General features: G+C 70.9%; 28 protein-coding genes. 16 read left to right on the forward strand and 12 right to left on the reverse strand.

Annotated features, from left to right (window positions below):
• Positions 1-630, reverse strand: a complete 630-nt coding sequence (locus AB0L91_RS16865; RefSeq protein WP_365010837.1) for an MspA family porin — start codon at positions 628-630, stop codon at positions 1-3.
• A gap of 655 nt (positions 631-1,285) precedes the next feature.
• On the opposite strand from AB0L91_RS16865, the gene AB0L91_RS16870 reads away from it, so the two are divergent.
• The gene (locus AB0L91_RS16870) at positions 1,286-2,578 is read left to right on the forward strand and encodes a PspC domain-containing protein (protein ID WP_355271738.1); all 1,293 of its coding nucleotides are present in this window, start codon (positions 1,286-1,288) and stop codon (positions 2,576-2,578) included.
• Positions 2,579-2,726: 148 nt separating this feature from the next.
• Positions 2,727-3,374, forward strand: coding sequence for a response regulator transcription factor (locus AB0L91_RS16875; RefSeq protein WP_218717351.1), 648 nt, complete (start codon positions 2,727-2,729; stop codon positions 3,372-3,374).
• A 6-nt stretch (positions 3,375-3,380) separates the two neighbouring features.
• On the opposite strand, the gene AB0L91_RS16880 is transcribed toward AB0L91_RS16875, so the two are convergent.
• Positions 3,381-3,905: a dihydrofolate reductase family protein gene (locus AB0L91_RS16880; protein WP_365010840.1), complete on the reverse strand. Its 525-nt coding sequence runs from the start codon at positions 3,903-3,905 to the stop codon at positions 3,381-3,383.
• Positions 3,906-3,917: 12 nt separating this feature from the next.
• Between AB0L91_RS16880 and AB0L91_RS16885 the strand changes: the two genes are divergently transcribed.
• Positions 3,918-4,580: a TetR/AcrR family transcriptional regulator gene (locus AB0L91_RS16885; RefSeq protein WP_365010843.1), complete on the forward strand. Its 663-nt coding sequence runs from the start codon at positions 3,918-3,920 to the stop codon at positions 4,578-4,580.
• Positions 4,581-4,584: 4 nt separating this feature from the next.
• Here AB0L91_RS16885 and AB0L91_RS16890 read toward each other — a convergent pair whose 3' ends face one another.
• Positions 4,585-5,715 (reverse strand): serine/threonine-protein kinase, encoded by a 1,131-nt coding sequence (locus AB0L91_RS16890; protein ID WP_355271512.1) that lies wholly within the window; start codon positions 5,713-5,715, stop codon positions 4,585-4,587.
• A gap of 211 nt (positions 5,716-5,926) precedes the next feature.
• Between AB0L91_RS16890 and AB0L91_RS16895 the strand changes: the two genes are divergently transcribed.
• The 3 genes from AB0L91_RS16895 to AB0L91_RS16905 all read left to right on the forward strand — a co-directional run bounded on the left by AB0L91_RS16895 (position 5,927) and on the right by AB0L91_RS16905 (position 9,284).
• On the forward strand, positions 5,927-6,676 hold the full coding sequence (locus AB0L91_RS16895; protein ID WP_357346572.1) for a hypothetical protein: 750 nt from the start codon (positions 5,927-5,929) through the stop codon (positions 6,674-6,676).
• Between the two features lie 10 nt (positions 6,677-6,686).
• On the forward strand, positions 6,687-8,258 hold the full coding sequence (locus AB0L91_RS16900) for a DNA polymerase Y family protein (protein WP_357346573.1): 1,572 nt from the start codon (positions 6,687-6,689) through the stop codon (positions 8,256-8,258).
• A 102-nt stretch (positions 8,259-8,360) separates the two neighbouring features.
• On the forward strand, positions 8,361-9,284 hold the full coding sequence (locus AB0L91_RS16905) for a sucrase ferredoxin (protein WP_365010847.1): 924 nt from the start codon (positions 8,361-8,363) through the stop codon (positions 9,282-9,284).
• Here AB0L91_RS16905 and AB0L91_RS16910 read toward each other — a convergent pair.
• Both AB0L91_RS16910 and AB0L91_RS16915 read right to left on the reverse strand, forming a co-directional pair.
• Positions 9,264-10,484: a cytochrome P450 gene (locus AB0L91_RS16910; protein ID WP_357346575.1), complete on the reverse strand. Its 1,221-nt coding sequence runs from the start codon at positions 10,482-10,484 to the stop codon at positions 9,264-9,266. The genes AB0L91_RS16905 and AB0L91_RS16910 overlap by 21 nt on opposite strands.
• Before the next feature lie 82 nt (positions 10,485-10,566).
• A complete protein-coding gene (locus AB0L91_RS16915; protein ID WP_365010851.1) occupies positions 10,567-11,538 on the reverse strand; it encodes an SDR family NAD(P)-dependent oxidoreductase in 972 nt (323 codons plus the stop codon).
• A gap of 132 nt (positions 11,539-11,670) precedes the next feature.
• On the opposite strand from AB0L91_RS16915, the gene AB0L91_RS16920 reads away from it, so the two are divergent.
• The 7 genes from AB0L91_RS16920 (at position 11,671) to AB0L91_RS16950 (ending at position 18,678) form a co-directional block, all read left to right on the forward strand.
• Positions 11,671-12,126: a hypothetical protein gene (locus tag AB0L91_RS16920; protein ID WP_355271522.1), complete on the forward strand. Its 456-nt coding sequence runs from the start codon at positions 11,671-11,673 to the stop codon at positions 12,124-12,126.
• A gap of 61 nt (positions 12,127-12,187) precedes the next feature.
• Complete coding sequence (locus tag AB0L91_RS16925; RefSeq protein ID WP_365010854.1) at positions 12,188-15,706, forward strand: error-prone DNA polymerase; 3,519 nt, start codon at positions 12,188-12,190, stop codon at positions 15,704-15,706.
• Positions 15,707-15,784: 78 nt separating this feature from the next.
• Positions 15,785-16,777: a M48 family metalloprotease gene (locus tag AB0L91_RS16930; protein ID WP_365010857.1), complete on the forward strand. Its 993-nt coding sequence runs from the start codon at positions 15,785-15,787 to the stop codon at positions 16,775-16,777.
• A gap of 39 nt (positions 16,778-16,816) precedes the next feature.
• The gene (locus AB0L91_RS16935) at positions 16,817-17,059 is read left to right on the forward strand and encodes a CopG family transcriptional regulator (protein ID WP_365010860.1); all 243 of its coding nucleotides are present in this window, start codon (positions 16,817-16,819) and stop codon (positions 17,057-17,059) included.
• On the forward strand, positions 17,056-17,490 hold the full coding sequence (locus tag AB0L91_RS16940) for a PIN domain-containing protein (RefSeq protein WP_365010862.1): 435 nt from the start codon (positions 17,056-17,058) through the stop codon (positions 17,488-17,490). Before AB0L91_RS16935 ends, AB0L91_RS16940 begins: the two co-directional genes overlap by 4 nt.
• A 47-nt stretch (positions 17,491-17,537) precedes the next feature.
• Positions 17,538-18,491, forward strand: coding sequence for a DUF4349 domain-containing protein (locus tag AB0L91_RS16945; RefSeq protein ID WP_365010864.1), 954 nt, complete (start codon positions 17,538-17,540; stop codon positions 18,489-18,491).
• A complete protein-coding gene (locus AB0L91_RS16950; RefSeq protein WP_355271528.1) occupies positions 18,451-18,678 on the forward strand; it encodes a DUF167 domain-containing protein in 228 nt (75 codons plus the stop codon). Before AB0L91_RS16945 ends, AB0L91_RS16950 begins: the two co-directional genes overlap by 41 nt.
• Positions 18,679-18,681: 3 nt before the next feature.
• On the opposite strand, the gene AB0L91_RS16955 is transcribed toward AB0L91_RS16950, so the two are convergent.
• The 5 genes from AB0L91_RS16955 to AB0L91_RS16975 form a co-directional block, all read right to left on the reverse strand.
• On the reverse strand, positions 18,682-18,966 hold the full coding sequence (locus tag AB0L91_RS16955) for a type II toxin-antitoxin system VapC family toxin (RefSeq protein ID WP_365011324.1): 285 nt from the start codon (positions 18,964-18,966) through the stop codon (positions 18,682-18,684).
• Positions 18,967-19,077: 111 nt separating this feature from the next.
• On the reverse strand, positions 19,078-19,317 hold the full coding sequence (locus AB0L91_RS16960) for an antitoxin (protein WP_365010866.1): 240 nt from the start codon (positions 19,315-19,317) through the stop codon (positions 19,078-19,080).
• A gap of 42 nt (positions 19,318-19,359) precedes the next feature.
• The gene (locus AB0L91_RS16965; protein WP_365010868.1) at positions 19,360-19,824 is read right to left on the reverse strand and encodes a type II toxin-antitoxin system VapC family toxin; all 465 of its coding nucleotides are present in this window, start codon (positions 19,822-19,824) and stop codon (positions 19,360-19,362) included.
• Entirely contained in the window at positions 19,814-20,041 is a 228-nt protein-coding gene (locus tag AB0L91_RS16970; protein ID WP_365010870.1) for an AbrB/MazE/SpoVT family DNA-binding domain-containing protein, read from the reverse strand. The genes AB0L91_RS16965 and AB0L91_RS16970 overlap by 11 nt, the downstream gene beginning before the upstream one ends.
• A gap of 91 nt (positions 20,042-20,132) precedes the next feature.
• Entirely contained in the window at positions 20,133-20,597 is a 465-nt protein-coding gene (locus tag AB0L91_RS16975) for a tRNA (cytidine(34)-2'-O)-methyltransferase (RefSeq protein WP_365010873.1), read from the reverse strand.
• Positions 20,598-20,777: 180 nt separating this feature from the next.
• Between AB0L91_RS16975 and AB0L91_RS16980 the strand changes: the two genes are divergently transcribed.
• Complete coding sequence (locus tag AB0L91_RS16980) at positions 20,778-21,023, forward strand: DUF3017 domain-containing protein (RefSeq protein ID WP_232017306.1); 246 nt, start codon at positions 20,778-20,780, stop codon at positions 21,021-21,023.
• On the opposite strand, the gene AB0L91_RS16985 is transcribed toward AB0L91_RS16980, so the two are convergent.
• Complete coding sequence (locus AB0L91_RS16985; protein ID WP_365010875.1) at positions 21,016-21,657, reverse strand: nitroreductase family protein; 642 nt, start codon at positions 21,655-21,657, stop codon at positions 21,016-21,018. The genes AB0L91_RS16980 and AB0L91_RS16985 overlap by 8 nt on opposite strands.
• 69 nt (positions 21,658-21,726) lie before the next feature.
• On the opposite strand from AB0L91_RS16985, the gene AB0L91_RS16990 reads away from it, so the two are divergent.
• Positions 21,727-22,104, forward strand: a complete 378-nt coding sequence (locus AB0L91_RS16990) for a helix-turn-helix domain-containing protein (RefSeq protein ID WP_365010878.1) — start codon at positions 21,727-21,729, stop codon at positions 22,102-22,104.
• A gap of 17 nt (positions 22,105-22,121) precedes the next feature.
• Here AB0L91_RS16990 and AB0L91_RS16995 read toward each other — a convergent pair whose 3' ends face one another.
• Positions 22,122-23,078, reverse strand: a complete 957-nt coding sequence (locus tag AB0L91_RS16995) for an oxygenase MpaB family protein (protein WP_365010879.1) — start codon at positions 23,076-23,078, stop codon at positions 22,122-22,124.
• 152 nt (positions 23,079-23,230) lie between these two features.
• Here AB0L91_RS16995 and AB0L91_RS17000 point away from each other — a divergent pair, with 152 nt between their 5' ends.
• Complete coding sequence (locus AB0L91_RS17000) at positions 23,231-23,875, forward strand: helix-turn-helix domain-containing protein (protein ID WP_355271537.1); 645 nt, start codon at positions 23,231-23,233, stop codon at positions 23,873-23,875.
• Positions 23,876-23,880: the final 5 nt, after the last annotated feature.

Here is a 23,880-nt window from a genome sequence, read left to right on the forward strand (position 1 = left end):
TCAGAGGAACATGGTGTCGCCGAAGACCGAGTTGGTCGCGCTCACCTGCGGCGTGGTCGCGGTGACCGTGGCCCAGGAGTAGATGTTGAGCGGACCGCCGCAGTCGCCGACCATCAGATGGAAGTCGCGGTTCACCAGGTAGGTGGTGCCCGGGCCCAGCGGCATGCTCCCCACATCGATCTTCTCGATCTCGCCCGGCGCCAGCGACAGGCTCAGATCGAGCCCCGCCGAGATCGACGGACCGATGTCGGCCGAGACGTCCGGACCCGAGGAACCGAAGCCGATGCTCGCCCCCGCGCCGACCGAGATCCCGCCGTCCAGCCCGACCGAGAGGGTCACCTCGACCGCGCAGGCGACGAGATAGCCGGATTCGAGCGTGCCGGTCGCCCCGGCGGGCGGCGTCACGTACGCGGTGTTGTCGAGGAACACCTCGCGGTTGGTCGGCATGGCGTTGAGCGCGGGCACCTGCCGGTAGGACTGATCGGTGTGGCCGAGGGTCAGCTCGAAGCCCGCGGGTCCGTGATAGGTGGTCTCGTGTGGGGCCATCGGTGTCGCCGACGCCGTCGGCGTGATCCCGACGGTGCTCAACGCGATGGCCGTGGCACCCAGCACGGTGGTGACGATTCTCAATGTTCCTCCCCTGCAATGAAGGCCGTGAATTCCGGCCTGCCATCACGGTAGGAATCCGGCCTGAGCCGGGTCTCGGGGTGAACCCTCGAATGAGCTGATAATCGCTGGTGAGGATGCCGTGACCGGTTGTCCGGTCCGGCGGCGAGCGCGTCGGCGACCCGTTCTGCAGGGCTGGGCGTATGCCCAGGTGAGACGTGTTTTCTGTCCGGACCGGACGGCATCGGCCCAGGTCGGCGCCTGATCGCCGGCATCGGGGCGGAGATCAGGGACTTTCCTGATGTCGGCACCCACTCGCGCGTGCCAGTATCGAAGCATGGATCCGTCTGTTCCCACCCGTGCCGCCGCCCCGGGGCCCGCCGCCCCGTACGGGTACGGCGCCGCACCGGGGAGCAACGTCGCATCGGGGAACGCCGCACCGCCGCCGAACGGCGCACCCCACTACCCCGGCGGCCCCGGCGCCGCGATGAATCCCGGCGGGCACCGGCAGCCCAAGGGCCCGCAGCGATTCGTCGCGCGGGCGCTCGGCAACGGTCAGGCCGTCTACGGCACCCCGCACCCCTACGTTCCGCCGCCGCAGTATCGGCCCCCGCCCGGTTACTACCCCGGGTACCCGACGCAGTCGGGGTACGGGGTGCCGCGTGGTTACCGGCCGGGCATGCTGCCGACGCCGGGGCCCGAGCCCGTCGGCGCGCCGCTGCCGCAGACCCCGCGACTGGTCCGCCGGACGGGTGGCCGGGTGGTCGGTGGTGTCGCCGGTGGTCTGGCCGATCATCTCGGCGTCGACGTGTTCAAGGTGCGGATGGCGTTCGTGCTGCTGTCCGCGCTGGTCGGTGCGGGCCTGGTGGCCTACGGCCTGCTGTGGATCTTCACCCCGGGCGGCAACGACGCGGCCAAACCGACCGGCGACGAGCGCAGGCAGGCGATCGGCCTCGCCCTGCTCGGCCTCGGCCTCGCGGTGACCGTCGGCTGGTTGTTCCAGGGCACCGCCGCGAAGGTGATCGCCCCGATCGTGGTGGTCGCGGTCGGCGCCGCGCTGGTCTGGCGCGAGTACGACGTCGCCGCGCCGGGTCCGCGCGCGCTGTTCGGGCTACCCGCGCGACCGTCGGTGGTCACCTGGTCGCGGATCGTGGCCGGGGCGACGCTGATCGTGGTCGGGCTCGGGGTGGTGGTGCTGGCCAGGATCGATCTGAGTTCGCTCGGCTCGGCGTTGATCGCGGTCGCGGTCACGCTGGTCGGCGCGGGGCTGCTGACGGTGCCGCTGTGGCTGCGCATGGTCCGCGCGCTCAATGCCGAGCGCGGCGCCCGCATCCGCAACGAGGAACGCGAGGAGATCGCCTCGCACCTGCACGATTCGGTCCTGCAGACCCTCGCGCTGATCCAGCGGCAGGCCGAGGACCCGCAGGAGGTGCTGCGCCTGGCCCGCAGCCAGGAACGCGAACTGCGCAAATGGCTCTTCGACGACACCGCCCCCGCCCAGTCCAGCCTGGCCGCCGCGCTGCGCACCATCGCGGGCGAGGTGGAGGACCAGCACGGCGTGAAGGTCACCCCGGTGACCGTCGGCGATGTCGCGATGGACCCCGGCGACACCGGCGCCGGCCTGCCCAAGGAACACTTCACCGCCCTGCTCGGCGCGAGCCGGGAGGCGCTGGTCAACGCGGCCAAGCACGCGGGTGTCCCGGAGATCGACCTGTTCGCCGAGACCGAACCGCACCAGGTGAGCATCTTCGTCCGCGACCGCGGCGCCGGGTTCGACACCGCCGCCGTGCCCGCCGACCGGCGCGGTGTCGCGAAATCGATCTGCGCCCGGATCGAGCGTCGCGGCGGCACCGCCGTCATCGACTCGACCATCGGGCGCGGCACCGAGGTGCGCATCGTGATGCCGCGCTCGGACTCCGGCACCACGGACGCGGACCCGGCCGCCGACGCGCCGGACCCGTCCGAGGTGTGAGGCTCCGCGCCGACCTGGGCGGCGGATCCTTTTCGGCCCCGGGCGTTTCGCGCCCTGCCGCCGGGCTCTCCCGCCTCGGTCCGAACCGATATTCACGGTGGTGTGGTACCGATGAGAACAAGTCGATCGCCGGTGGGATGAGAGTGAGCTGTCAGTGAGTGTTCGGGTGTTCCTGGTCGACGATCACGCGGTGTTCCGGTCGGGCGTGCGCGCCGAGCTGAGCCGCGAGACCGATATGGAGGTCGTCGGCGAGGCGGGCGCGGTGGCCGAGGCGGTCGCCGGGATCGATGCGGCGAAGCCGGATGTGGTGCTGCTGGACGTGCACATGCCCGACGGCGGCGGTGTCGCGGTGCTCACCGGGATCGCCGACGGCCCGGTGTGCCTGGCGCTGAGTGTGTCCGACGCCGCCGAGGACGTGATCGCGGTGATCAGGGCGGGCGCGCGCGGGTATGTCACCAAGACCATTTCCGGCGCCGAACTGGCCGACGGCATCCGCCGCGTCGCCGGCGGTGACGCCGTGTTCAGCCCGCGGCTGGCCGGTTTCGTCCTCGATTCGTTCACCGGCCGCTCCCCGGTGCCCGAGCCCCCGCTCGACCCCGAGCTGGACTCGCTCACCCCGCGCGAGCTCGAGGTGCTGCGCCTGCTGGCCCGCGGCTACACCTACCGCGAGATCGCCGAGACCCTGTTCATCTCGGTGAAGACGGTGGAAACCCACGCGTCCAACGTGCTCCGCAAGACCCAGCAGTCCAATCGCAATGCCCTGACCCGCTGGGCCCATCGCCGCCGGATCGAGTGAGGGCGGCTATTTCGCGGGGACGTAGATCTGGTTGAGCACGCCGGAACCGAACGCCTCGGCCGAGGCCAGCTTCAGCTCGACCTGGTCGTCGAGCTTGTCGAACCAGCGCGCACCCTTGCCGAGCACGACCGGGTGGACGAACAGCTGCAACTGATCGAGCAGGCCCGAGCGCAGCAGGGACTGGACCAGGGTGAGGCTGCCGGTGATGGCGAGGTCGCCGCCCTCGGTGGCCTTGAGCGCGGTCAGCTCGGCCTCGATGTCGCCGGTGACGATCTCGGTGTTGTTCCAGGTCGCTTCCGTCAGCGTCGTGGTGACGACGTACTTCTTCTGGTTGTTCATGAAACCGGCGAACTCGTCGTCGCTGGTGGGCCAGTGCGCGGCGAACTCCTCGTACTGGACGCGGCCGAGCAGCATGGCGTCCGAGGTGGCCATGCCCGCGCCGATCGCGGCGCCCATCTCGTCGTCGAAGTAGGGGAAGTGCCAGGTCTCGGGGGCCTCGGCGACGCCGTCGGCGGACACGGACAGCGACATCCGGGAGGCCCGATGCCCCGCACCGAAACAGCGCCCGATCTCGTGGAGGGCAGTGCCGCCGAACAGGCGCGCCGCCGGATCATGGAGGCGGCCATGGAGGTGTTCCTGCGCGACGGCTACCTCGGGGCCAAGACCGACGAGATCGCCAAGGTCGCCGGCTCGTCGAAACAGACGATCTACAAGCGCTTCGGCAGCAAGGACAAACTGTTCGAGGAGATCGTGTTCGACCGGCTCGGCGGGATCGACCAGGTCTTCCGGGAAGCGATCGGCGAGCTCGCCTCCGCCGACGACGTGGAGACCACGCTGCGCATGGTGGCGCACCGGTTCGTCCATCTGCTGACCCGGCCCGCGCAGCTCCGGGTGCGGCGGCTGGTCATCGCCGAGGCGGGCCGCTTTCCCCAGCTGGGGCGGGCGTACTTCGAAGCCGGACCCGAACGCGTGCACGCCATGCTGGCGTCGTGCTTCGCCCAGCTGACCGAGCGGGGTCTGCTGCGGACCGTCGAACACGAACTGGCCGCCAACCACTTCACCTGGCTGGTGGTGTCGGTGCCGGTCAACAAGGTCATGTTCTGCGGTGACGAAACCCGCTTCAGCGACGCCGAACTCGATCACTACGCCGACGCGGGCGTGGAAGCGTTCCTCGCCGCCTATCGGCCACCGGCGACGACGGCCTGAGGCGCTACATCACCGCGATGATGATCGCGATCAGGATGACCAGCCCGATGAGCACGCCGGCGCCGATGGCCAGCGGCGCGCCGTTGGGCAGGTTGTCGACGAAGCTGCCGGTGCGCTGCTGCGGCGCGGCGGGCGCGGCCAGCGGGGCGCGCTGCGGGCGCGGCAGCGGGGCGGAATGTGGGCTGCGCAGGCCGCTGGCGGAGTTGCGGGCGGCCCAGGAGGGAATGGTGCCGTCCTCGGTGCGCAGCGGCACGCCGAGGATGTAGGCGGCGGTACCGGGACCGAAGGCGGCGGTGAGGATCTCGTCGCGCGCCTGGGCCATCGTCGGGCGGCGCTGTGGTGCCGGTTCGAGCATGTGCAGCAGCGGCTGGGTGAGGATGCCGCTGCGGCTGGGCGGGATGATCCGGCCCATCGCGGCCCGGGTGACGACATCGTTCTCGTCGTCGTCGAAACCGAACGGCGGCTGCCCCTCCAGCGCGGTGTAGAGGGTCGCGCCGAGCGAGAACACGTCGCTGGCCTCGGTGGGCCTGGCGCCGCGGGCGACCTCGGGCGGCAGGTAGGCGGGGGTGCCGGTGATGGTGCCTTCCGGGTCGTCGCCGTGGGTGTCGCCCGCGCCGCGGGAGATGCCGAAGTCGCTGAGCTTGGCCTTGCCGAGATCGGGACCGCGATCGGCGACGAGGATGTTGCCCGGCTTGATGTCGCGGTGCACGATGCCCGCCGCGTGCGCGGCGGCGAGCGCGTCGGCCACCTGCGCGCCGATCTGGGCGACCTCGACCGCGGGCAGCGTGTCGAACAGCGTGAGCGCCTTGGCCACGCTGCGCGAGGGTAAGTACTCCATGACGAGCCAGGGTTCGCCCGCCTCGATCACCACGTCGTAGACGGCGATCGCGTGCTCGTGCGACAGCTTGGCCGCCACCCGGCCCTCGTGCACGATGCTGCTGCGGATGCGCTCGGCCTCGGCCTCGCTCAATCCGGCCGTGGAGAGCACCTGCTTGATGGCGACTTCGCGGTTCAGCAACCGGTCCGTCGCGAGCCAGACCGCACCCATGCCACCGCCGCCCAGTTTCGACTGCAGGCGGTAACGACCCGCGACGAGGTAGTCGGGGCCGATATGGGGACGAGCACGTTCGGTCACGGGTGCGAGGGTAGTCGAATATGCCGATGACTGGCCGGTATCACGACGCGCGGGTATAAGGGGCCCCGCTGTGGACACGGGCCGGGGGTGGGTGTCACCCTGGTCGCGATCGAACGTATATTCGAATACGATCGATAGCTGAAACGGTGCTGCCGTTCCGGTGCTGGGCGGCTCTCCGCTCGCGGGTCCATCGTGGAAGTAGGTGGTGTTGATGGGTTCGGATGCGTTGTCGCCCGAGGTGGCGGCCCGGGCGCGCACGCTCGACGAACTGCGCAGGCGGATGGCCGCGGTGCCGGGCCGCGGCGAGTCCGCCACCGCTCATATCCCTCGTGAGCAGCCACTACGCCGTGATCTGTTGCCGGTGCCCGCTCCGCTCGCCGAGCTGTTGCCCGACGGCGGACTGCCCAAGGGGGCCGTGGTCGCCTATACCGGCGCGCACTCGCTGCTGTCCGGTCTGCTCGCCGCGGTGACCGGCGGCGGTGGCCACGCCGCGGTGGTCGGGCTGCCCCGGCTGGGTTTGCTGGCTGCCGCCGAGATGGGTGCGCAGCTGTCCCGGCTGGCGGTGATCGCCGACCCGGGCCCCGATCCGGGCGAAGTGGCCGCCGTCCTGCTCGACGGCCTCGATCTGGTCGTCCTCGGGCTCGACGGCGTCGCCGTCCCGCCCGCCCGCTGCCGGGTGCTCGCCGCCCGCGCCCGCAACCGCGGCGCCACCCTGGTCGTCGCCGGCGGCACCTGGACCAATCCGTCGCTGCGCCTGGACACCCGCGTCACCGGCTACCGCGGTCTCGGCGCGGGCCGCGGCCGCCTGCGCTCGGTCTGCCTGGACGTGCGCGTCAGCGCCAAGGCGGGGCCACCCCGGCACGGCCGGATAGACCTGTGCGCCAAGGCCGGTCGCACCGAATGGCTCGCCCGCGAGGCGGAGATCCGCGAGGCGGCCGACGTGCGAGAGGCCGTGTCGTGACCGGCCTGCGATGACGCGGGCGGAGCGCGTGCTGGCGCTGCTGTGTCCCGACTGGCCCGCGGTGGCGGCGGCCGCGGTGGCCGGGGTGCCCGCGGATCGCCCGGTGGCGGTGCTGCGCGGGAATCGGGTGGTGTCGGCGTCGGCGATCGCCAGGGCTGAGGGGGTGCGCGAGGGCGTGACCCGCAGGGAGGCGCAGTCGCGCTGCCCCGATCTGGTTGTCGCCCAGGATGATCCGGACCGGGATGCCCGGCTGTTCGAATCGATCGCGGGCGCGGTCGACGCGACGGTGCCCGGTGTCGAAGTGCTCCGCCCGGGACTCCTCGTCCTCGGAGCACGGGGCGCCACCAGGTTCTTCGGCTCCGAGGAGGCCGCGGCGATCCAGCTCATCGATGCCGTGGCGGTGGCGGGCGCCGAGGCGCAGATCGGCATCGCCGACGCCCTGTCGACCGCCGTGCTCGCGGCGCGCCGCGCGGCGTTCGTCCCGGTCGGCGCCGGTGCCCGCTATCTGGCGCCGCTCCCGGTGGCCGAGCTCGCCGCCGAACCCGCGCTGGCGCCACCGGAACGCGCCGACCTGGTCGACCTGCTGCACCGCCTGGGCTTGCGCCGCGTCGGTGACTTCGCCCGGCTCACTCCCGCCGACGTCGCCTCCCGCTTCGGCGCCGACGCGGCGCTGGCCCACCGCGTCGCCCGCGGCCTGCCGGAGCGACCGCCCTCGGCCCGGCGGCCACCGCCGGAACTGGCCGTCGACCTCGACTGTGATCCGCCGATCGACCGGGTCGACGCCGCCGCCTTCGCCGGGCGCACCCTCGCGACCCGGCTGCACACCGCCCTCACCGCCGCGGGCGTCGCCTGCACCCGGCTGGCCGTCACCGCGCGCACCGAGGCGGGGGAGGAGCTCTCGCGGATCTGGCGTTGCGCGCGCCCGCTCACCCCGCCCGACACCGCCGACCGCATCCGCTGGCAGCTCGACGGCTGGCTCACCCACCGCGATCGCCCGACCGCCCCGATCGTCACGCTGCGGCTGGAGCCGGTCGAGGTGGTCGCCGCGGGCGCGCTGCAACTGGGCCTGTGGGGCGGGGAGGGCGAGGAGACCGAACGGGCCCGCCGCGCGCTGGTCCGGGTGCAGGGCCTGCTCGGTGGCGAGGCGGTGCGCGTCGGCGTGCTCAGTGGCGGCCGCGGGCCCGCCGAGCGGATCACCATGATCGCCCTGGGCGACGAGCTCACCCCGGCCGCCGACCCGTCCCAGCCCTGGCCCGGCCGGCTCCCCGAACCGGCGCCGACGCTGCTGCTCCTGCACCGCCCCGTCGTGCACCTGACCGCCGCCGACGGCACCGCCGTCGAGGTCACCGACCGCGGCCTGTTCACCGCCGACCCGGCCCGGCTGCGCTGGGGCCGCAGGCAGTGGGCGCTGCTCGGCTGGGCGGGCCCGTGGCCGGTGGACGAGCGCTGGTGGGCCGCCGCCGAGCAGGCGGGTCCGGCTGCCCGCGCCCAGGTCCAGCTCGACGCCGAACCCACCGAGATCAGGGCCGTCCTGCTCGTCTACGACGCCGCCACCTGGCACGCCGAGGGCGTCTACGAATAGCCGCCGAACACAGGGTGCCCTTACCGGCGGGGCGGGGGCGGTTCTACAGTGAAACGACGCCTGTTCCGGATCGGCCGGACGTCGGTCGCGGAAGGAGCCGTCATGAACCCGTTCGAGAGCATGTCGTGCTCGGTCGCCGCGACGGACCTGTCCCTGCTCGGCACCGCGGCGCACGTCACCGGCTGGCTGTGCGTCGAGCATCCCGGCGCCTGGGGCCACGACGTGATCGGCGACGAGGTGCTCGGCCCGGAGATCACCGCCGAACTGGCCGCGCGCACCACCGCGGCGAAGGTCCGGCCCACCCTCATCCGCCGCCCCGGCCGCAACGAGTTCACCGGCACCCGCACCGTGCTGCTGGTCAGCTCGCGGCCCGAGGGCTCCTGGTGCGAGCGGTTCGAGATCACCGACCTGCGTCAGCTCTTCGACATCGACCTGCACCTGGTCGACGGCCCGCCGCCGGGAATCGGTGTGCGCGTGGACGATCCGCTGGTCCTGGTCTGCGCGCACGGCAAACGCGACCAGTGCTGCGCCCGGCTCGGTCGCCCGATCGCCGCCACCATGGCCGCCGCCCATCCCGGCCGCGTCTGGGAGGCCTCGCACACCGGCGGTCACCGCTTCGCGCCCGCCGTCGTCCTGCTCCCGTCCGGCCTCACCTACGGCCGGGTCGACACCGCCGCCGCAGAGGCCGCGCTCGCCGCCGCCGACACCGGCGCCGTCTCCCACACCGGATTGCGCGGCCGCAGCTGCTACGACCCGATCGGTCAGCTCGCCGAAGTCGCCGTCCGCGAACAGTTCCCGACGCTGCCCGCCGACGCGCTCGTCGTCGAGCCCGAGCCGAGCCACACCGACGACCCCACCCTCGCGGGCGCCGCCGTCGTCACCCACCGCGACGGCCGCCGCTGGCGGGTCACCGCCCGCACGGTTCCCGCCCCGCCCCGTCAGGCCAGCTGCGGCGGCGCGCCGAAACCGGCCACCTACCTGGAAACCGTGGCGGTGGAAGAACTGTCAGTGCAGGCGCACCGGTAGCTCGGTCAGCCCGCGGATGAGCGTGCTCGTCTGATAGCGCGGATCGTGCGCGCCGGGGGCCAGGGTCAGCCCGGGGAAGCGGGCCAGCAGCGTGGTGAAGGCGATCTCGGCCTCCAGGCGGGCCAGCGGCGCGCCGACGCAGAAATGGATGCCGTGGCCGAAGGCCAGGTGGCCCGCGGCCGCGCCGTCGACCCGCAATTCGTCGGGGTCGGGGAAACGCAGCGGGTCCCGATTGGCACCGACGAGGGCGACATGGACGAACTCCCCCGCGGGAATCTCGATGTCGCCCACCGTGATCGGCTCGGCCGTCACCCGCTCGGTCGACATGTTCACCGGGCCGTCGAACCGCAGGAACTCCTCGATCGCCGCGGGCACACCGGCCGGATCGGCGAGCAGCGCCCGCCACTGCGCGGGCGCCCGCAGCAGCGCGAGGGTGCCGTTGCCGATCAGGTTGACCGTGGTCTCGTGCCCGGCGACGAGCAGCAGGAACGCCATCGCCACCAGTTCCTGGTCGGTGAGCCGGTCGCCGTCGTCGTCGGCCAGGACCAGCCGGGAGAGCAGGTCGTCGGCGGGCCGCTCCTGCTTGGCGCGCACCAGTTCCGAGAGATAGGTGTGCATCGCGATCGCGGCGGCGGCGCCGTCCTGGGTGAGCCGGTGCACGCCGACGAGCAGCCGGGTCCAGGCCTGGAAGCGGTCGCGGTCGGCGAACGGCACCCCGAGCAGCTCGCAGATCACCGCCACCGGCAGCGGATTGGCGAAGGCGGCCATCAGGTCCACCTCGTCCGCGTCGGCGAACCCGTCGAGCAGCGCGTCGGTGATCTCCTGGACGCGCGGTCGCAGCACCGCCACCTGCCGGGTGGTGAAGGCCTTGTTCACCAGCTTGCGCAGCCGGGTGTGGCCGGGCTCGTCGGTGTTGAGCATGTGATCCGAGAGCACCAGGGCCCGGCTGTCGACCAGCGTGCCCGTTCGGCTCGCCATGGTCGCGGCGAGTTCCGCGATGCCCTTGTGCAGCCGCGAGTCCGCCAGCAGCCCCCGCCCGATCGCGTAGTCGACCACCACCCAGCGCACGATGTTGTCCGGGAACCGGACCCGATGCGCGATTCCCCGCTCGCGCCAGCGCCGATAGTAGGAATGCGGATCGTCGTAGAAATCGCTGCCGATGGTCTCGACCGTCGTAGGGCCCGAGTGATTCGCCGCCATGATCCCAGGCTACGCCGCCCCCGCCGCCGCGAAACCGAACGCGTGATCGAATTCTATTGATACACAGTGATTTTGGCACGACTCACCAGTGTGTACCGGGTACCCACCGCGCGGCGCGTCGGAGGGCGCTGCCGGTGGCCTTGCGCGCGGGCGACTTCGGTTTCGGCGCGGGATCCGGCGCCCTCGGCTCGTCGGCCGGTGCGGCGGTCTCGACCGATTCGCCCTTGGCGGCGGGGGAGTCGGGCAGCGCGCGGTAGTAGCGGTGCAGGATGCGGTCGCGGAGCCTGGGGGTGAGCAGGGCGCCGTATTCGGCGAAGGTGCCGAGCGGGACATCGATGCGCTTGGGGCGCTCGGTGAGGGCCCGCACGATCGTGGCGGCGGCCCACTCCGGTGATTCGGAAGGGCCCTGGTCGCCGCTCGGGGTGATCATCGGGGTGCGCACCAGCGGCATGTGGATGGTGGTGAAAGTTACGCCGTCGGCGAGGGTTTCGACGGCGGCGACCTCGGTGAACTTGTCCAGCGCGGCCTTGCTGGCGAGGTAGGCGGAGAAGCGCGGGGTGGCGACCTGCACGCCGGCGCTGGAGATGTTGACGATGTGGCCGAAGCCGCGTTCGCGCATCTGGGGCAGCAGGGCCAGGGTCATCCGCAGCGCGCCGAAGTAGTTGACCGCCATGGTGCGTTCGAAGTCGTGCATGCGGTCGGTGGAGCGGTGGATGGCGCGCCGGATGGAGCGGCCCGCGTTGTTCACCAGCATGTCGACGTGGCCGTGCTGATCGAGGATCGCCTCGACGGTCGCCTCGACGGACTCGGCGTCGGTGACATCGCACTGATAGCCGTGGGCCCGGCCGCCCGCGTCGACGATCTCGGCGACCACGGCGCCCAGTTCGTCACCGCGGCGGGCGAGGAGGAAGACGACGGCGCCCTTGTCGGCGACCGCCAGCGCGGCGGCCCGCCCGATCCCGGACGACGCGCCCGTGATCACGACATGACTGCCGGCCAGATCGCGCCGCCGCCGACCGCGACGACCCTGCGCACCGGGAGAAACCTGTGACATCACTGCTCCTTTGCAGTTCGTTCCCTCGAACTTACTCCAAAGTAAGTTCCGCGACTAGGTCTGGCGAAAAACTCGAAAATATGTTCGAACGCCTCTCGCCAATGTTCGAACGTATGTGCGATACTTGGCCGCATGGCGGACGATCGGATGGCGGATATCTATGCCGCGGTGCGGCTCGGCGGTGGCGACCCGGATGCGGCGCGCGCGGCGCTGACCAGGCTCTGGGACGAGGTAGGGGAAGGCGGCGACCCGTTGCATCGCTGCGTGATCGCACACCACCTGGCGGATGTGCAGGAGTTGCCGGAGGGCGCGCTGCTCTGGGATCAGCGGGCGCTGGCCGCGGTGTTCGGGCCGGGCATCCCGCTGGACGAGGGGCTGCGCGGGTTCCTGCCCTCGCTGTATCTGAACCTGGCCGACAGTCACCGCCGCGTCGGCGACTTCGACATGGCGCGGATGCAGCTGGCCATCGCGCGCGGGCACCTGGACGTGCTCGCCAACGATGCCTACGGCGCGGTGATCCGGTCGGGTCTCGGTCATGTGGAGGCCGCGCTGGAGTCCAGGTCGATGGAGCGTTTGCCCGCGAGTTGAGGGGTCGGGCAACCGCGATCGACAGGGGAGGTGACGCGGGGGTCGGGAGAGGAGTGGGCTGGTGGGCTGGAGCAACGGGCCGCCGACCTGGTCGGAACTGGAGCGGGTGCTCTCGGGCAAGCCGTCCCGCCGTCCCGCCGAGGAGATGCATCCCGGCGACGGCGGTGACAGCCCGGCCTGGTCGCGCAAACGCGGTGCGTACGAAGCGCACCCGGTCGACCGGCCCGCCACACCGACGGTGCCCTTCGCCGAGCTGCACGCCCACTCCGCCTACAGCTTCCTCGACGGCGCGAGTCAGCCGGAGGAGCTGGTGGAGGAGGCGGTGCGGTTGGGGCTGGAGGCCCTCGCGCTCACCGATCACAACGGGTTCTACGGGACCGTCCGGTTCGCCGAGGCGGCCAGAGAATGGGGAATGCCAACGGTTTTCGGTGCCGAACTGTCACTGGGAACCGATGCGGAGGCGGCGCCTGGCCGAGGGGATGCGGTCAGGCGCCGTTCTGTTCCCCGTGGCGGTCTACGGACGATCGGCGACCCGGGGGGCGCGGCGGGCGGACACCAGAACGCCCCGGACACCCTGCCGCGCACGGGAACTCCCGACCCGCACGGGCCGCATCTGCTGGTGCTGGCGCGCGGGCAGGAGGGCTATCGCACGCTGTCGCGCCAGATGTCGGCGGCGCACATGGCGGCGGGGGAGAAGGGCGTCCTGCGCTACGACCTCGACACGCTCACCGCGGCCGCGGCCGGGCACTGGCACATCCTGACCGGGTGCCGGAAGGGGCAGCTGCGCCTGGCCGTGGCGCAGGATCTCCACGCGGGCGATACCGCGCTCCCGAAAGCCGAAGCGGCCCTGCGGGAGCTGATCGAGCGCTTCGGCGCCGACCGGGTGAGCGTCGAGCTCACCCATCACGGCATCGCCACCGACGACGAGCGCAACGACTACCTGGTCGCGCTGGCCGATCGCGTCGGGCTGCCGGTCCTGGCGTCCACCGGCGCGCATTTCGCCGCGCCCGCCCAGCGCCGCCGGGCCATGGCGCTGGCCGCGATCCGGGCCAGGAGCAGCCTCGACGCGATGGCGGGCTGGCTCCCGTCCACCGGCGGCGCGCATCTGCGGTCCGGCGCGGAGATGGCCGCGCTGTTCGCCGAGCACCCGCACGCGGTGACCAACGCGGTGGAGCTGGCCCGCGAGTGCGCCTTCGACCTGCGCCTGATCGCCCCGAAGCTGCCGCCGTTCGACGTCCCCGCCGGGCACGACGAGGACTCCTGGCTGCGCGAGCTGAGCTATCGCGGCGCGGCGCAGCGCTACGGTCCGCCGGAACGGAATCCGAAGGCGTACGCGCAGATCGAGCACGAGCTCGCGGTGATCGAGAAGATGACCTTCCCCGGGTACTTCCTGGTGGTGCACGACATCGTCGCCTTCTGCAAGAAGAACGACATCCTGTGCCAGGGCCGGGGCTCGGCCGCCAACTCCGCGGTCTGCTACGCCATCGGTATCACCAATGTCGATCCGGTGCGCAACAATCTGCTGTTCGAACGCTTCCTGTCCACCGAGCGCGACGGCCCGCCCGACATCGACGTCGACATCGAATCCGACCGGCGCGAGGAGGCCATCCAGCACGTCTACGCCAAGTACGGCCGCGACTACGCCGCCCAGGTGGCGAACGTGATCACCTATCGCGGCAAGTCCTCGGTGCGCGATGCCGCACGGGCGCTCGGGTTCTCGCCGGGGCAGCAGGACGCCTGGAGCAAGCAGGTGAGCCGCTGGTCGGGGGTGTCGGCGGAGCGGGGCACCGATATCCCGGCGCCGGTGCTCGAACTCGCGGGCGAACTCGACGGCCTGCCACGGCATCTGGGCATCCACTCCGGCGGCATGGTGATCTGCGATCGGCCGATCGCCGACGTCTGCCCGGTGGAGTGGGCGCGGATGGCGGGGCGCAGCGTGCTGCAGTGGGACAAGGACGATTGCGCCGCCGTCGGCCTGGTGAAGTTCGACCTGCTCGGTCTCGGCATGCTCTCGGCGCTGCACTACATGATCGACCTGGTGCGCGAGCACAAGGGCGAGACGGTCGAACTGCACGCGCTCGACCTCGCCGAACCGGCCGTCTACGAGATGTTGCAGCGCGCCGATTCGATCGGGGTGTTCCAGGTGGAGTCGCGCGCGCAGATGGCGACGCTGCCCCGGCTGAAGCCGCGCACCTTCTACGACCTGGTGGTGGAGGTGGCGCTGATCCGGCCCGGCCCCATCCAGGGTGGGTCGGTACACCCGTACATCCGCAGGCGGAACGGACTGGAGGAGCCCCGCTGTGATCATCCGGCACTGGAGAATTCGCTCGCCCGCACGCTCGGGGTGCCGCTGTTCCAGGAACAGCTGATGCAGATGGCCATCGACGTGGCCGGTTTCACCCCCGCCGAAGCCGATCAGCTGCGCCGCGCCATGGGCTCCAAGCGCTCGCCGGAGAAGATGGAACGGCTCAAGGACCGCCTCTACCAGGGCATGCGCGACCTGCACGGCATCACCGGCGCGGTCGCCGACCGGATCTACGAGAAGCTCTACGCCTTCGCCAATTTCGGTTTCCCGGAGAGTCATTCGCAGAGCTTCGCCTCGATCGTGTTCTATTCGTCCTGGTTCAAGCTGCACCACCCGGCGGCCTTCTGCGCCGGACTGCTGCGCGCCCAGCCGATGGGTTTCTACTCTCCGCAGTCGCTGGTCGCCGACGCCCGGCGCCACGGTGTGCGCGTGCACGGACCCGACATCAACGCCAGCCTGGCCGAGGCCACCCTGGAGAACGCGGGCACCGAGATCCGGCTCGGGCTGGCCGGGGTCCGGCACATCGGCGCCGATCTCGCCGATCGCATCGTCGCCGAACGCGACGCGTCGAGTCCGTACACGTCGATGCTCGATCTGACCGGTCGCGTGGAACTGACTGTCGCGCAGGCAGAATCGCTCGCCACTGCGGGTGCGCTGGACACTCTGGTCGACGCGCGGTCCCGGGGTAGCGCCGTGGTGCCTCGCGCCGAGGGTGTCACCCGACCGGAGGAGCCACCGGTCACCGACCGCGGCAGCAGCGTGCGCCGGGCCGCGCTGTGGGCCGCCGGTGCCGCGGCGGGGGAGCGTCCGCACCTGCTGCCCGGCACCGGCCCGGCGACCGTCGCTCCGTCCCTGCCCGGCATGAGCGCACTCGAGCTCGCTGCCGCCGACGTGTGGGCCAGCGGCATCTCGCCCGGCAGCTATCCCACCGAATTCCTGCGCGCGCACCTGAACTCGCTCGGGGTGGTTCCGGCGTGCGACCTGCTGCTGGTCGAGGACGGCACCCGCATCCTGGTCGCGGGCGCGGTCACCCATCGCCAGCGTCCCGCCACCGCGGCGGGTGTCACCTTCCTCAATCTGGAAGACGAGACCGGCATGGTCAATGTCGTCTGCTCGGTTGGGCTCTGGGCCCGCTACCGCCGCCTGGCCCAGAACGCCACCGCGCTGCTGATCCGTGGCCGCGTCCAGAACGCCGAGGGCGCGGCCAGTGTCCTCGCCGACCACCTCGAACACCTCGACCTCACGATCGCCGCCCGCTCCCGCGACTTCCGTTGATCAGCAGCCGAATCGATGCCGGACATCCGGGAGTCGCTGCGGTATCAAGGAAGTGAGGCCATCGAGCGTGGGGGCCACATGTCGAACTCCGAACCGAACAGCCTGTCGGTGACGTACCGGCAGGGTTACCACTGGGCCGTGGCGGAGCTGCTCGCCTCGCTGCCGTCGCTGGTGCTCAGCGGCTGGCTGCTGGTGGGAACCGCAGCGCTGCTGGCGAACTGGGTAGCGGTGCTGGTCCTTGGACTGTGGCTGGGGTCGGGTCCGCTGGTGCTGTGGTGGCGCCGGCTCGTGCTGGCGGCGATGGCGCAGTGGTCGGCGCAGCACCTGCCGGACGAACACGACCGGGTGCGTCGCGCGTGGGTGAACGTCACCGCCACCGCGGGTCTGCCCGTCGACACCGCCAGGGTGTGGGTGATGAATTCCGGTGCGGTGAACGGCGCCCTGCACTCCGGCGGGCAGTTGTCCGTCACCCGGCAAGCTGTCGACACGTTCACCCAGCACCAGCTCGAAGCGCTGCTCGCCCATGAACTCGGGCATCGGCTCCAGGGCACCGCGACCTGGCGATACGTGATCTGGTGGTACCGAAGGCCGTTCGAATGGCTGGTTCGTGCCCTCTTCGCGCCCGCCGACCTGCTCATGGGACGGGCGCTCCCGCGCCTGACGGTCACCTCGGACCGGGTGATCGCGTCCCTGCGCTGGTCGTACCTGGGCCTGGTCACCGCGACCACGCTCCTCGCCGCCCCCGCCGTGCTGGCCTACGGCTGCGCGGCCTGCCTGGTCTTCGTGGCCTTCGCCCTGCTCCTCGGCCCCTGGACCGCCGCCATCGCCCTGAGCGTCGCCGCCCTCCAGCTGCTGATCCGCCCCCGGCTGTGGCAGCGCGGCGAATACCTCGCCGACCGCGTCGTCGCCGACCTCGGCTACCTCGCCGAGTTCCGCGTCGTCCTGCACACCCTGCACCACCACCCGAACAACCCCACCCGCTCCACCGAGGCCCCCACCCTCCTCTCCACCCACCCCCACCTCGACGCCCGCCTCGCCGAACTCGACCGCTACACCACCCGGCCCCACTGACCTGCGAATTCCCGATTTACGGGTGGTACCATATGTGGCATGATCAAGACGACCGTGTACCTCCCCGAGGAGTTGGAGGTCCGGCTCGATGCCGAAGCTGCCGCGACCGGGGTCAGCAAGGCTGAACTCATTCGACGGGGGATCGCCATGTTGCTCGATGCTTCCGAAGTGCCGAAGAACGACGCGCCGTTGCCGGTGTTCCGCAGCGGCCGTGCTCGCACCACCGACGAGATGGATCAGGCGATCTACGACCACATCAAGTCGCGGTCGGCGCGTCGATGATCATCGTCGCCGACACCTCGGCGCTGTTCGCGGCGTTCGACGCTGATCAGCCCGAACACGACCAGGCGCTCGCGGTCATGGCCTCCGAGACACTGGTGATCTCACCGCTGGTCCTCACCGAGCTGGACCATCTCGTGCACCGCGATCTCGGTTTCGAGGCCGCGATGCAGGTCACCGAGGCGCTGATGGCGCGGATGCTCGACGGACGCTACCGGCTCGCCGAGCTCAAGCACGTCGATCTCGCTGCGGCCCAGCTCATCCGGGCCAAATACGAGGGACTGCGGCTCGATCTGGCCGCCGCGGTCGGTGTCGCGCTGGCGGACAAGTATCGGACGAATCGCATCTTCACCCTGGACCAGCGGGACTTCCGCGCGATCGAACCACTCACCCCGGGTGTCGACGCGTTCCGCATCCTGCCCGCCGATCTGTAGATCCGCGGGTGCGCCCGCTCGGGCGGTCGGCGGATTACGCTGCGATCATGCGCAAGCTTGCCGTGGTGATGATCGGGGTGCTCGGGCTGTTGTTCCTGGCCGGGTGTGGGGACGACGCGGGGAGCGGGGGCCCGGCTGATCAGGCGTCCTCGCCGACGGTTTCGGGGCCCGCCGCGGCGGTGGCGCCGGGGTTTCGGGAGGGGGCGCCGGCGAAAGAGAGTCCGGCGCCGCCGGATTCGGACCGGAAAGAGGTGATCACCGGGTCGGTCGACGTGACCTCGGGTGATCCGATCGGGGCGGCGGCGGAGGTCACCGAGCAGGTACGGGTGCTCGGCGGGCGGATCGACAGCCGCACCGAACAGCCGGGGACCGACGACCGCACGCCGCGCGCCGTGCTCAGTGTGCGGGTGCCCGCGGACAAGACCGACGCCTTCATCACCGGACTCGACGGGGTCGGCACCGTCACCAGGGTGAGCACCAATCGCGACGACGTCACCATGCAGTGGCAGGACCTCGATGCCCGCATCAGCGCCCTGCGCGCCTCCGTCGACCGGTTGCGCGCGCTCATGGCGGGCGCGACCAACACCGCCGACCTGATCGCCGCCGAGGAGGCGCTGGCGAGCAGGCAGGGTGAACTCGACAGCCTCACCGCGCAGAAGCGCTCCCTCGACGACCAGGTCGCGCTGTCCACGCTCACCATCACCTTCACCGCCGACGACAAGGACGCCCCCGGCGACCCGGACAACTTCTGGGACGGCATCGTCGCCGGCTGGAACTCGCTGATCGACTGGCTCCAGGACGCGATCGTCTTCCTGGGCAAGGCCCTGCCGTGGCTCGGTTTCCTCGCCGTCCTCGGCGGCGCGATCTGGCTGGTGCTGCGCACAGTCCTGCGCCGTCGCCGCCCCGTCGCGAAGGCCCCCGCGGTCGCGCCCGCCGCCGGACCGAAGGAGGAACCGACCGATGCCGACCGTCCGGGCGACGATCAAGCCGAACAGCCGTAAAGGCCCGCTGGTCGAAGTCGCCGACGACGGCACCCTCACCCTCTACGTCCGCGCCCCCGCCGTCGAGGGCAAGGCCAACAAGGCCGCCATCGAACTCCTCGCCGACCACTTCGGCGTCGCCAAATCGGCAGTGCGGTTGACCGGCGGCGCCACCTCCCGCTTCAAACGCTTCGACGTCGACGGCTGACGCTCAGTCGATCACTTCGACCCGGCACGGCAACCCCGGTGCCTTGCTCAGCCGCGCGTCGCTGGTGAGCAGCGGCACATCGAGTCGTGCCGCCAGCGCGGCATAGAGGCCGTCGTAGAACGTGATCGTGTGGCGGAGCAGCCAGGCCTGCTCGCTGAGCCAGCCCTGATGGGCATACCGCCGATCGACCATCGTCGCCAGCATGCGCAGGCCGATCGTGGCGGTGTCGGGGTCGATCAGGCCCTTGCGCTCATGGCGGCGCAGCACATTGCCGACCTCCGCGTCGATGAGATGCGGCGCGTGGCAGGTGCGGTCTCGATCAACCGCCCGACGGCGATCCCGACGGCGTCCTTGCGCAGCAGCGCTGTCGAGGCGGCCGAGGCGTCGAGCACATACTCGTCACTCGCCACGGGCGTCGTCCAAAGCGCTCAGGATCGACTCGCGGTCGGCGCCCGCGCTCGAATCGCGCTCCAGCGCTTCGCGAATGGCCGCCATCGCCTCGGTCTTCGAACGGCGACGGGCGGCGGCGATCAACTCTCGTCGCATGTACGCCTGCAACGACATGCCCTCGGCTTCGGCGCGTCGGCGGAACACCTCGGCGACCTCGTCGGGAATGTCCCTGACCTGGATGGTGGCCATAGCGCTATTTTAGCGCTGAAACAGCGCCGGATCGACCTTTGACTACTCGCCGTCGGGAGTGATCAGCGGCACCCGTGGAAAGTAGGTGCGGAATCGGGTGGCGTCTCGCGTGAGCAGCCGGTAGCCCGAATACGCCGCATGGGCTCCGATGTAGAAATCCGGGAGTGGGCTGCGCTTCTCCCCGCCTCGCCGTCGGTAGGCGACGAACGCCTTACTGGCCACGAATCCGGCCTGGAACGGCAGCGGGATTCGCTCGAGGTCGGTCTCCGGAAGGGCGTCATCGAGGTCTTCGATGGTGTCGAATCCGCCGGCCACCTCGGCGTAGATGATCGGATTGATGACCGTCGGTCCGGCATCTCGAGCTTCGGCAAGTGCGTCGTCCGACCAGTCCGCCCACTGGGGGTCATCGGTGAGCACATCGAGAAGGACGCACGAGTCCACCAGGGTGATGGGCTGCTCATCGGCCAGTCGCAGTGGACGACCGGCGCCGCGGTCGCTAGTCGCCACGGAAGAGCTCCATGAGCTCGTCCGTGCTCATGCCCGTCGTCGCCCGGCCGCGCATGTGTCCGGTCAGCCGCTTCCCGCGGCGCTGCGCGCCCTCGCGGCGCACGATCTGCAATGCGTTGCCGACCTCGATCACCTCGACCTCATCGCCTTCTTCGAAAGCGAACTTCCGCCGGAGCTCCGCGGGAATCGTGACCTGTCCCTTGCTGTTCAAGCGCACCGCGCACCACCTCGTCCTCGGAACGGTAGAATAGACACGTATTACGTGCGATACGTGTCTATTCTACGGGGCGGACGACGGCGGCAACAGTTCATACCGCGCCGGGGAAGTCCAGTTGGCGCCAGGCCTCGTAGACCGCGACGGCGGCGGCGTTGGACAGGTTCATCGAGCGGCGGCCGGGCAGCATCGGGATGCGGATCTGGTCGGTGATGTGGGGGTCGGCGAGGACCTCGGCGGGGAGGCCGGTGGGTTCGGTGCCGAACAGCAGGGCGTCGTTGTCGTGGTAGGCGACATCGGTGAAGCGGGTGGTGGCCTGGGTGGTGAAGGCGAAGACCCGGCCGGGTTCGATGGTCGTCAGCGCTGTCGTCAGGTCGGGATGCACCGTCACCACCGCGAGGTCGTGATAGTCCAGCCCGGCCCGGCGCAGTTTGGCCTCCGAGAGGTCGAAGCCGAGCGGTTCGATCAGATGCAGCGCGCAACCGGTTCCCGCGGCCAGCCGGATCGCGTTGCCGGTGTTGGGCGGGATCACGGGGTTGTGAAAGATCAGGTGCAGCACAGCGCATCACTCTGTCATGCCGGGCGCGCGCTCTCGGTTCGCCCCATCGATCGGGCGCGGGCCGCCCGCCCGGCGAGCGCGTCTGGAACAATCGGGGCCGTGAACAAGGCGGAGACGACCGGGAAGCATCGGGTCGTGCGGTTGAGCGCGGGGGAGCAGTACCTGCGCAGTCACCTGCCGATGACCGTGGTGAGTGCGCTGATCCTGGTCGCGGTCGTGTTCGTCGCCTGGGATCGGTGGCGGCGCGGGGCGATCATCTTCGGCAGCGCGGCCCTGGTGGCCGCCGCCTTCCGGCTGTGCCTGCCGACGGTGCAGGTCGGCCTGCTCGCCGTCCGCAGCCGTCCGTTCGACGTGGCCACCCTGACCGCTCTCGGCAGCGCCATCGTCTTCCTCGCCGCCACCATCAACACCCTCGGCGTCAGCTGAGATAGCGCTCGGTGAACACCGCGCGCTCCCGCGGCCTGCGGCCGGGGTGCGGCGGCGTGCCCGTGCCGTAGCCGACGGCGACCAGCACCGCGATCGCGGGCTCGGCCTCGGCGTCGATGCCGATCGCCCGCTTCACCAGCGCTTCGTCCCACCCGTTCATCGGCGCGGAATCGAGCCCGAGTCCGGTCGCGGCGAGCATCACGTAGGTGGCGGCGATCATCGCGTTCTTGACGGCGTTCTCTCGCAGCAGGCCGCGCTCGCGCATCGAGTGGTAGTCGGCGCGCGAGTCGAACTTCGCCAGGAACTGCTCGTTCCACGCCCCGTTCCGCGTCGCCTGCTCGGCGATGTCGGCATTGGTCCCGGTCCAGGCCCCCGGATCGGCGACGAAGACCAGCACCGCGGGCGCCTCCAGCGGCTGCGGCTGACCGAACGCCGCCTCCGACAGCGCCGTGCGCCCCGACTCGCTGGTGACGACGACGATCGAGCGGTCCTGCATGTTCCAGGCGCTCGGCGCCTGCACCGCCAGGTCGAGCAGTTCGTCGAGCAGCGCGGGGTCGAGCGGATCGGGCCGGTAGTGGCGGACGGTGCGACGGGTGCGGATGGCATCGGTGACCGAAAGTGTCTGTGTGCTCATGATTCCTACTATCGGAGAGTCGCTCTCCATTGGGAAGTAGGCACCTTTTTGTGCGTTAGACTCGGCGAGGTGTGCACGATTCACGAGGCCACCGGCCTGCCCGCCGACGTCTACTCGGCCAAATGCCCCACCCGCGAGGTCCTCGACCACATCGCGGGCAAGTGGACCGTGCTGATCGTGGACGCCCTCGCCGACGGCACCCTGCGCTACACCGACCTGCGCAGGCGCATCGACGGCATCTCGCAGAAGATGCTCACCCAGACCCTGCGTCAGCTCGAGCACGACGGATTCGTCGCGCGCACGGTGTATCCCACGGTGCCGCCGCGGGTCGAGTACACCCTCACCGAACTCGGGCACAGCCTGCGGGAACCGATCGAGGCGCTGCGGGAGTGGGTCGAGACGAATATCAACCGGATCGAGCGGGCCCGGCGCGCGACGGCTGGCTGAGGCGCCGGGCCTGTCTTTCAGGCGGACTCGGTGATGCGGTGTTCCCACAGGCTGCGGGTGCCCGTGCTGCCGTAGCGCTCGCGGGCGTCGGCGGGGCTGATCGTCGCCGGGGTGCGCGGCGTGCCCGCGGCGGTGTGGGCCGCCAGGATCTGCCCGGTCATCTTCGCGACGAACGGGCTGGCCAGGATCAGCCCGCGATTGCCACGGAGCGCGGTGGCCCACACGAGGGCTTTCCAGGGGAGCCGGGCCGACGCGTCGACGATGCCGGGCAGGTCGAACCGGCCGAGCTTGCGCATCCAGGCGGGCAGCGTCGAGATCGTCGCCAGTGACAGCACCCGGCCGCCGACGGCGAACGTCATGCCCTTGTCCGTCGACGGCCACAGCAGGAAGTGCATGGCCCGCACGGCCCGTTCACTGACGCACAACTGTGGCCGGACCCGCGCGAAGTAGGCGCGCACCTCGTCGCGATTGCGCGGCACATCCTCGGGTTTGCAGGTCTGGAGTTCGGCGGCGATCACGCACTCGGCCCAGTACCGGTCCTCCTCGGCGGGGCTCAGCGGGCCGGGGCCGAACATCTCGTAGGCCTTGAGGACCGAATGCCAGCCGGTGACATGGATCCACAGCTGCGAGTCGGGATTGTTGGCGCTGTAGCGCTTGCCGCTGATCGGCTCGATGCCCGTCATCGGCGCGTGCACCTTCATCAGGTGCTCGGCGGCCTGGATGGCGGTGCGGCCGTCGCCGAGCGCGACCAGCAGGAAGTAGGACAGCGTGTGGTCCAGGCGGGTGGCGGGGTTGTCGTAGATCCCGTGCGAATCGGCCACCGCGGCGGTGAGGAACGGATCGAAGTGCTCGAGCGTCACCGCGCGCTGGAAGCCGATCAGCGCGGTCGGCGCCGCCCACACCTTCCAGGTGGGGGAATCCGGCCCGAAGAAGCCGTAGTCGTCGCGCCGCAGAGTCGACGGATCGAATGCCATTGCACCTGCTCCTTTGCAGTTGCCGAGGACGTCCCTCGCGCATGAATACAACACCACCGTAGCAATCACGCGAAGTGAATACAACGGTTGCGTAGGATTGATGCCGGGAGCCCGCTGGCGGGGTATCGTCCAGACGACGACAGGAGGAGCGCGTGACCGCGACGCAGGAACAACGACCGCGGCGCCGCTATGCCCCGCGCCTGCCACCGCACGAGCGCCGGGCGCAGCTCCTCGACGCCGCGTTCACCGTGCTCGGGCGGATGGAACTGCACGAGCTGAGCATGGAGGCCGTCGCGCAGGAGGCGGGCGTCGGCAAGCCGGTGCTCTACACCGTGTTCAAGACCCGCGCCGAGCTCGTCGAGGCGCTGCTGGAACGGGAGCGGGAACGCGGCCTGGAGCAGATCGCCGACACCCTGCCCGCGGACCTGCTCGATACCGAGCCGCTCGCCGCCGCCTCGGCGACGGTGGAGGCGTTCGTCGGTGTGGCACTGGCGAATCCGACCCGCTGGCGGTTGATCCTGGCGACTCCGGCGAGCGCGCCGGACGAATACCGCGACGCGCTGCGCACGGCCAGGGCCGACATTCTCGCCCGCGCGGAATCCCTGGTCCGCGTCGGCATCGCGATGTCGCCGCGCTGGTCGTCGATGGACGCGGGACTGCTCGCGAACTCGACTCTCACCGTCGCCGAGATGCTCGGCAGGCTCGCGGTCAGCGAGCCCGAGGAGTATCCGCGCGAACGGCTCCAGGACTATGTGCGATCGATCATGACCCTGCTGGCCGGGACGACGCGGGACTGAGAAAG

The sequence above is a fragment of the Nocardia sp. NPDC051833 genome (genome assembly GCF_040681225.1).
Classification (GTDB): Bacteria; Actinomycetota; Actinomycetes; order Mycobacteriales; family Mycobacteriaceae; genus Nocardia.

Excerpts from the sequence above, each read along its gene's own strand:
- AB0L91_RS16870 (WP_355271738.1), top strand. The coding sequence starts at position 1,286 with ATGCTGCCGACGCCGGGGCCCGAGCCCGTCGGCGCGCCGCTGCCGCAG.
- AB0L91_RS16940 (WP_365010862.1), top strand. The coding sequence starts at position 17,056 with ATGATCATCGTCGCCGACACCTCGGCGCTGTTCGCGGCGTTCGACGCT.
- AB0L91_RS16985 (WP_365010875.1), bottom strand. The coding sequence starts at position 21,657 with ATGAGCACACAGACACTTTCGGTCACCGATGCCATCCGCACCCGTCGC.
- AB0L91_RS16950 (WP_355271528.1), top strand. The coding sequence starts at position 18,451 with ATGCCGACCGTCCGGGCGACGATCAAGCCGAACAGCCGTAAAGGCCCG.
- AB0L91_RS16910 (WP_357346575.1), bottom strand. The coding sequence starts at position 10,484 with ATGGCGGCGAATCACTCGGGCCCTACGACGGTCGAGACCATCGGCAGC.
- AB0L91_RS16885 (WP_365010843.1), top strand. The coding sequence starts at position 3,918 with ATGCCCCGCACCGAAACAGCGCCCGATCTCGTGGAGGGCAGTGCCGCC.
- AB0L91_RS16945 (WP_365010864.1), top strand. The coding sequence starts at position 17,538 with ATGCGCAAGCTTGCCGTGGTGATGATCGGGGTGCTCGGGCTGTTGTTC.
- AB0L91_RS16920 (WP_355271522.1), top strand. The coding sequence starts at position 11,671 with ATGGCGGACGATCGGATGGCGGATATCTATGCCGCGGTGCGGCTCGGC.
- AB0L91_RS16980 (WP_232017306.1), top strand. The coding sequence starts at position 20,778 with ATGACCGTGGTGAGTGCGCTGATCCTGGTCGCGGTCGTGTTCGTCGCC.
- AB0L91_RS16930 (WP_365010857.1), top strand. The coding sequence starts at position 15,785 with ATGTCGAACTCCGAACCGAACAGCCTGTCGGTGACGTACCGGCAGGGT.
- AB0L91_RS16960 (WP_365010866.1), bottom strand. The coding sequence starts at position 19,317 with ATGGCCACCATCCAGGTCAGGGACATTCCCGACGAGGTCGCCGAGGTG.
- AB0L91_RS16995 (WP_365010879.1), bottom strand. The coding sequence starts at position 23,078 with ATGGCATTCGATCCGTCGACTCTGCGGCGCGACGACTACGGCTTCTTC.
- AB0L91_RS16900 (WP_357346573.1), top strand. The coding sequence starts at position 6,687 with ATGACGCGGGCGGAGCGCGTGCTGGCGCTGCTGTGTCCCGACTGGCCC.
- AB0L91_RS16935 (WP_365010860.1), top strand. The coding sequence starts at position 16,817 with ATGATCAAGACGACCGTGTACCTCCCCGAGGAGTTGGAGGTCCGGCTC.
- AB0L91_RS16915 (WP_365010851.1), bottom strand. The coding sequence starts at position 11,538 with ATGTCACAGGTTTCTCCCGGTGCGCAGGGTCGTCGCGGTCGGCGGCGG.
- AB0L91_RS16905 (WP_365010847.1), top strand. The coding sequence starts at position 8,361 with ATGAACCCGTTCGAGAGCATGTCGTGCTCGGTCGCCGCGACGGACCTG.
- AB0L91_RS16880 (WP_365010840.1), bottom strand. The coding sequence starts at position 3,905 with ATGTCGCTGTCCGTGTCCGCCGACGGCGTCGCCGAGGCCCCCGAGACC.
- AB0L91_RS16895 (WP_357346572.1), top strand. The coding sequence starts at position 5,927 with ATGGGTTCGGATGCGTTGTCGCCCGAGGTGGCGGCCCGGGCGCGCACG.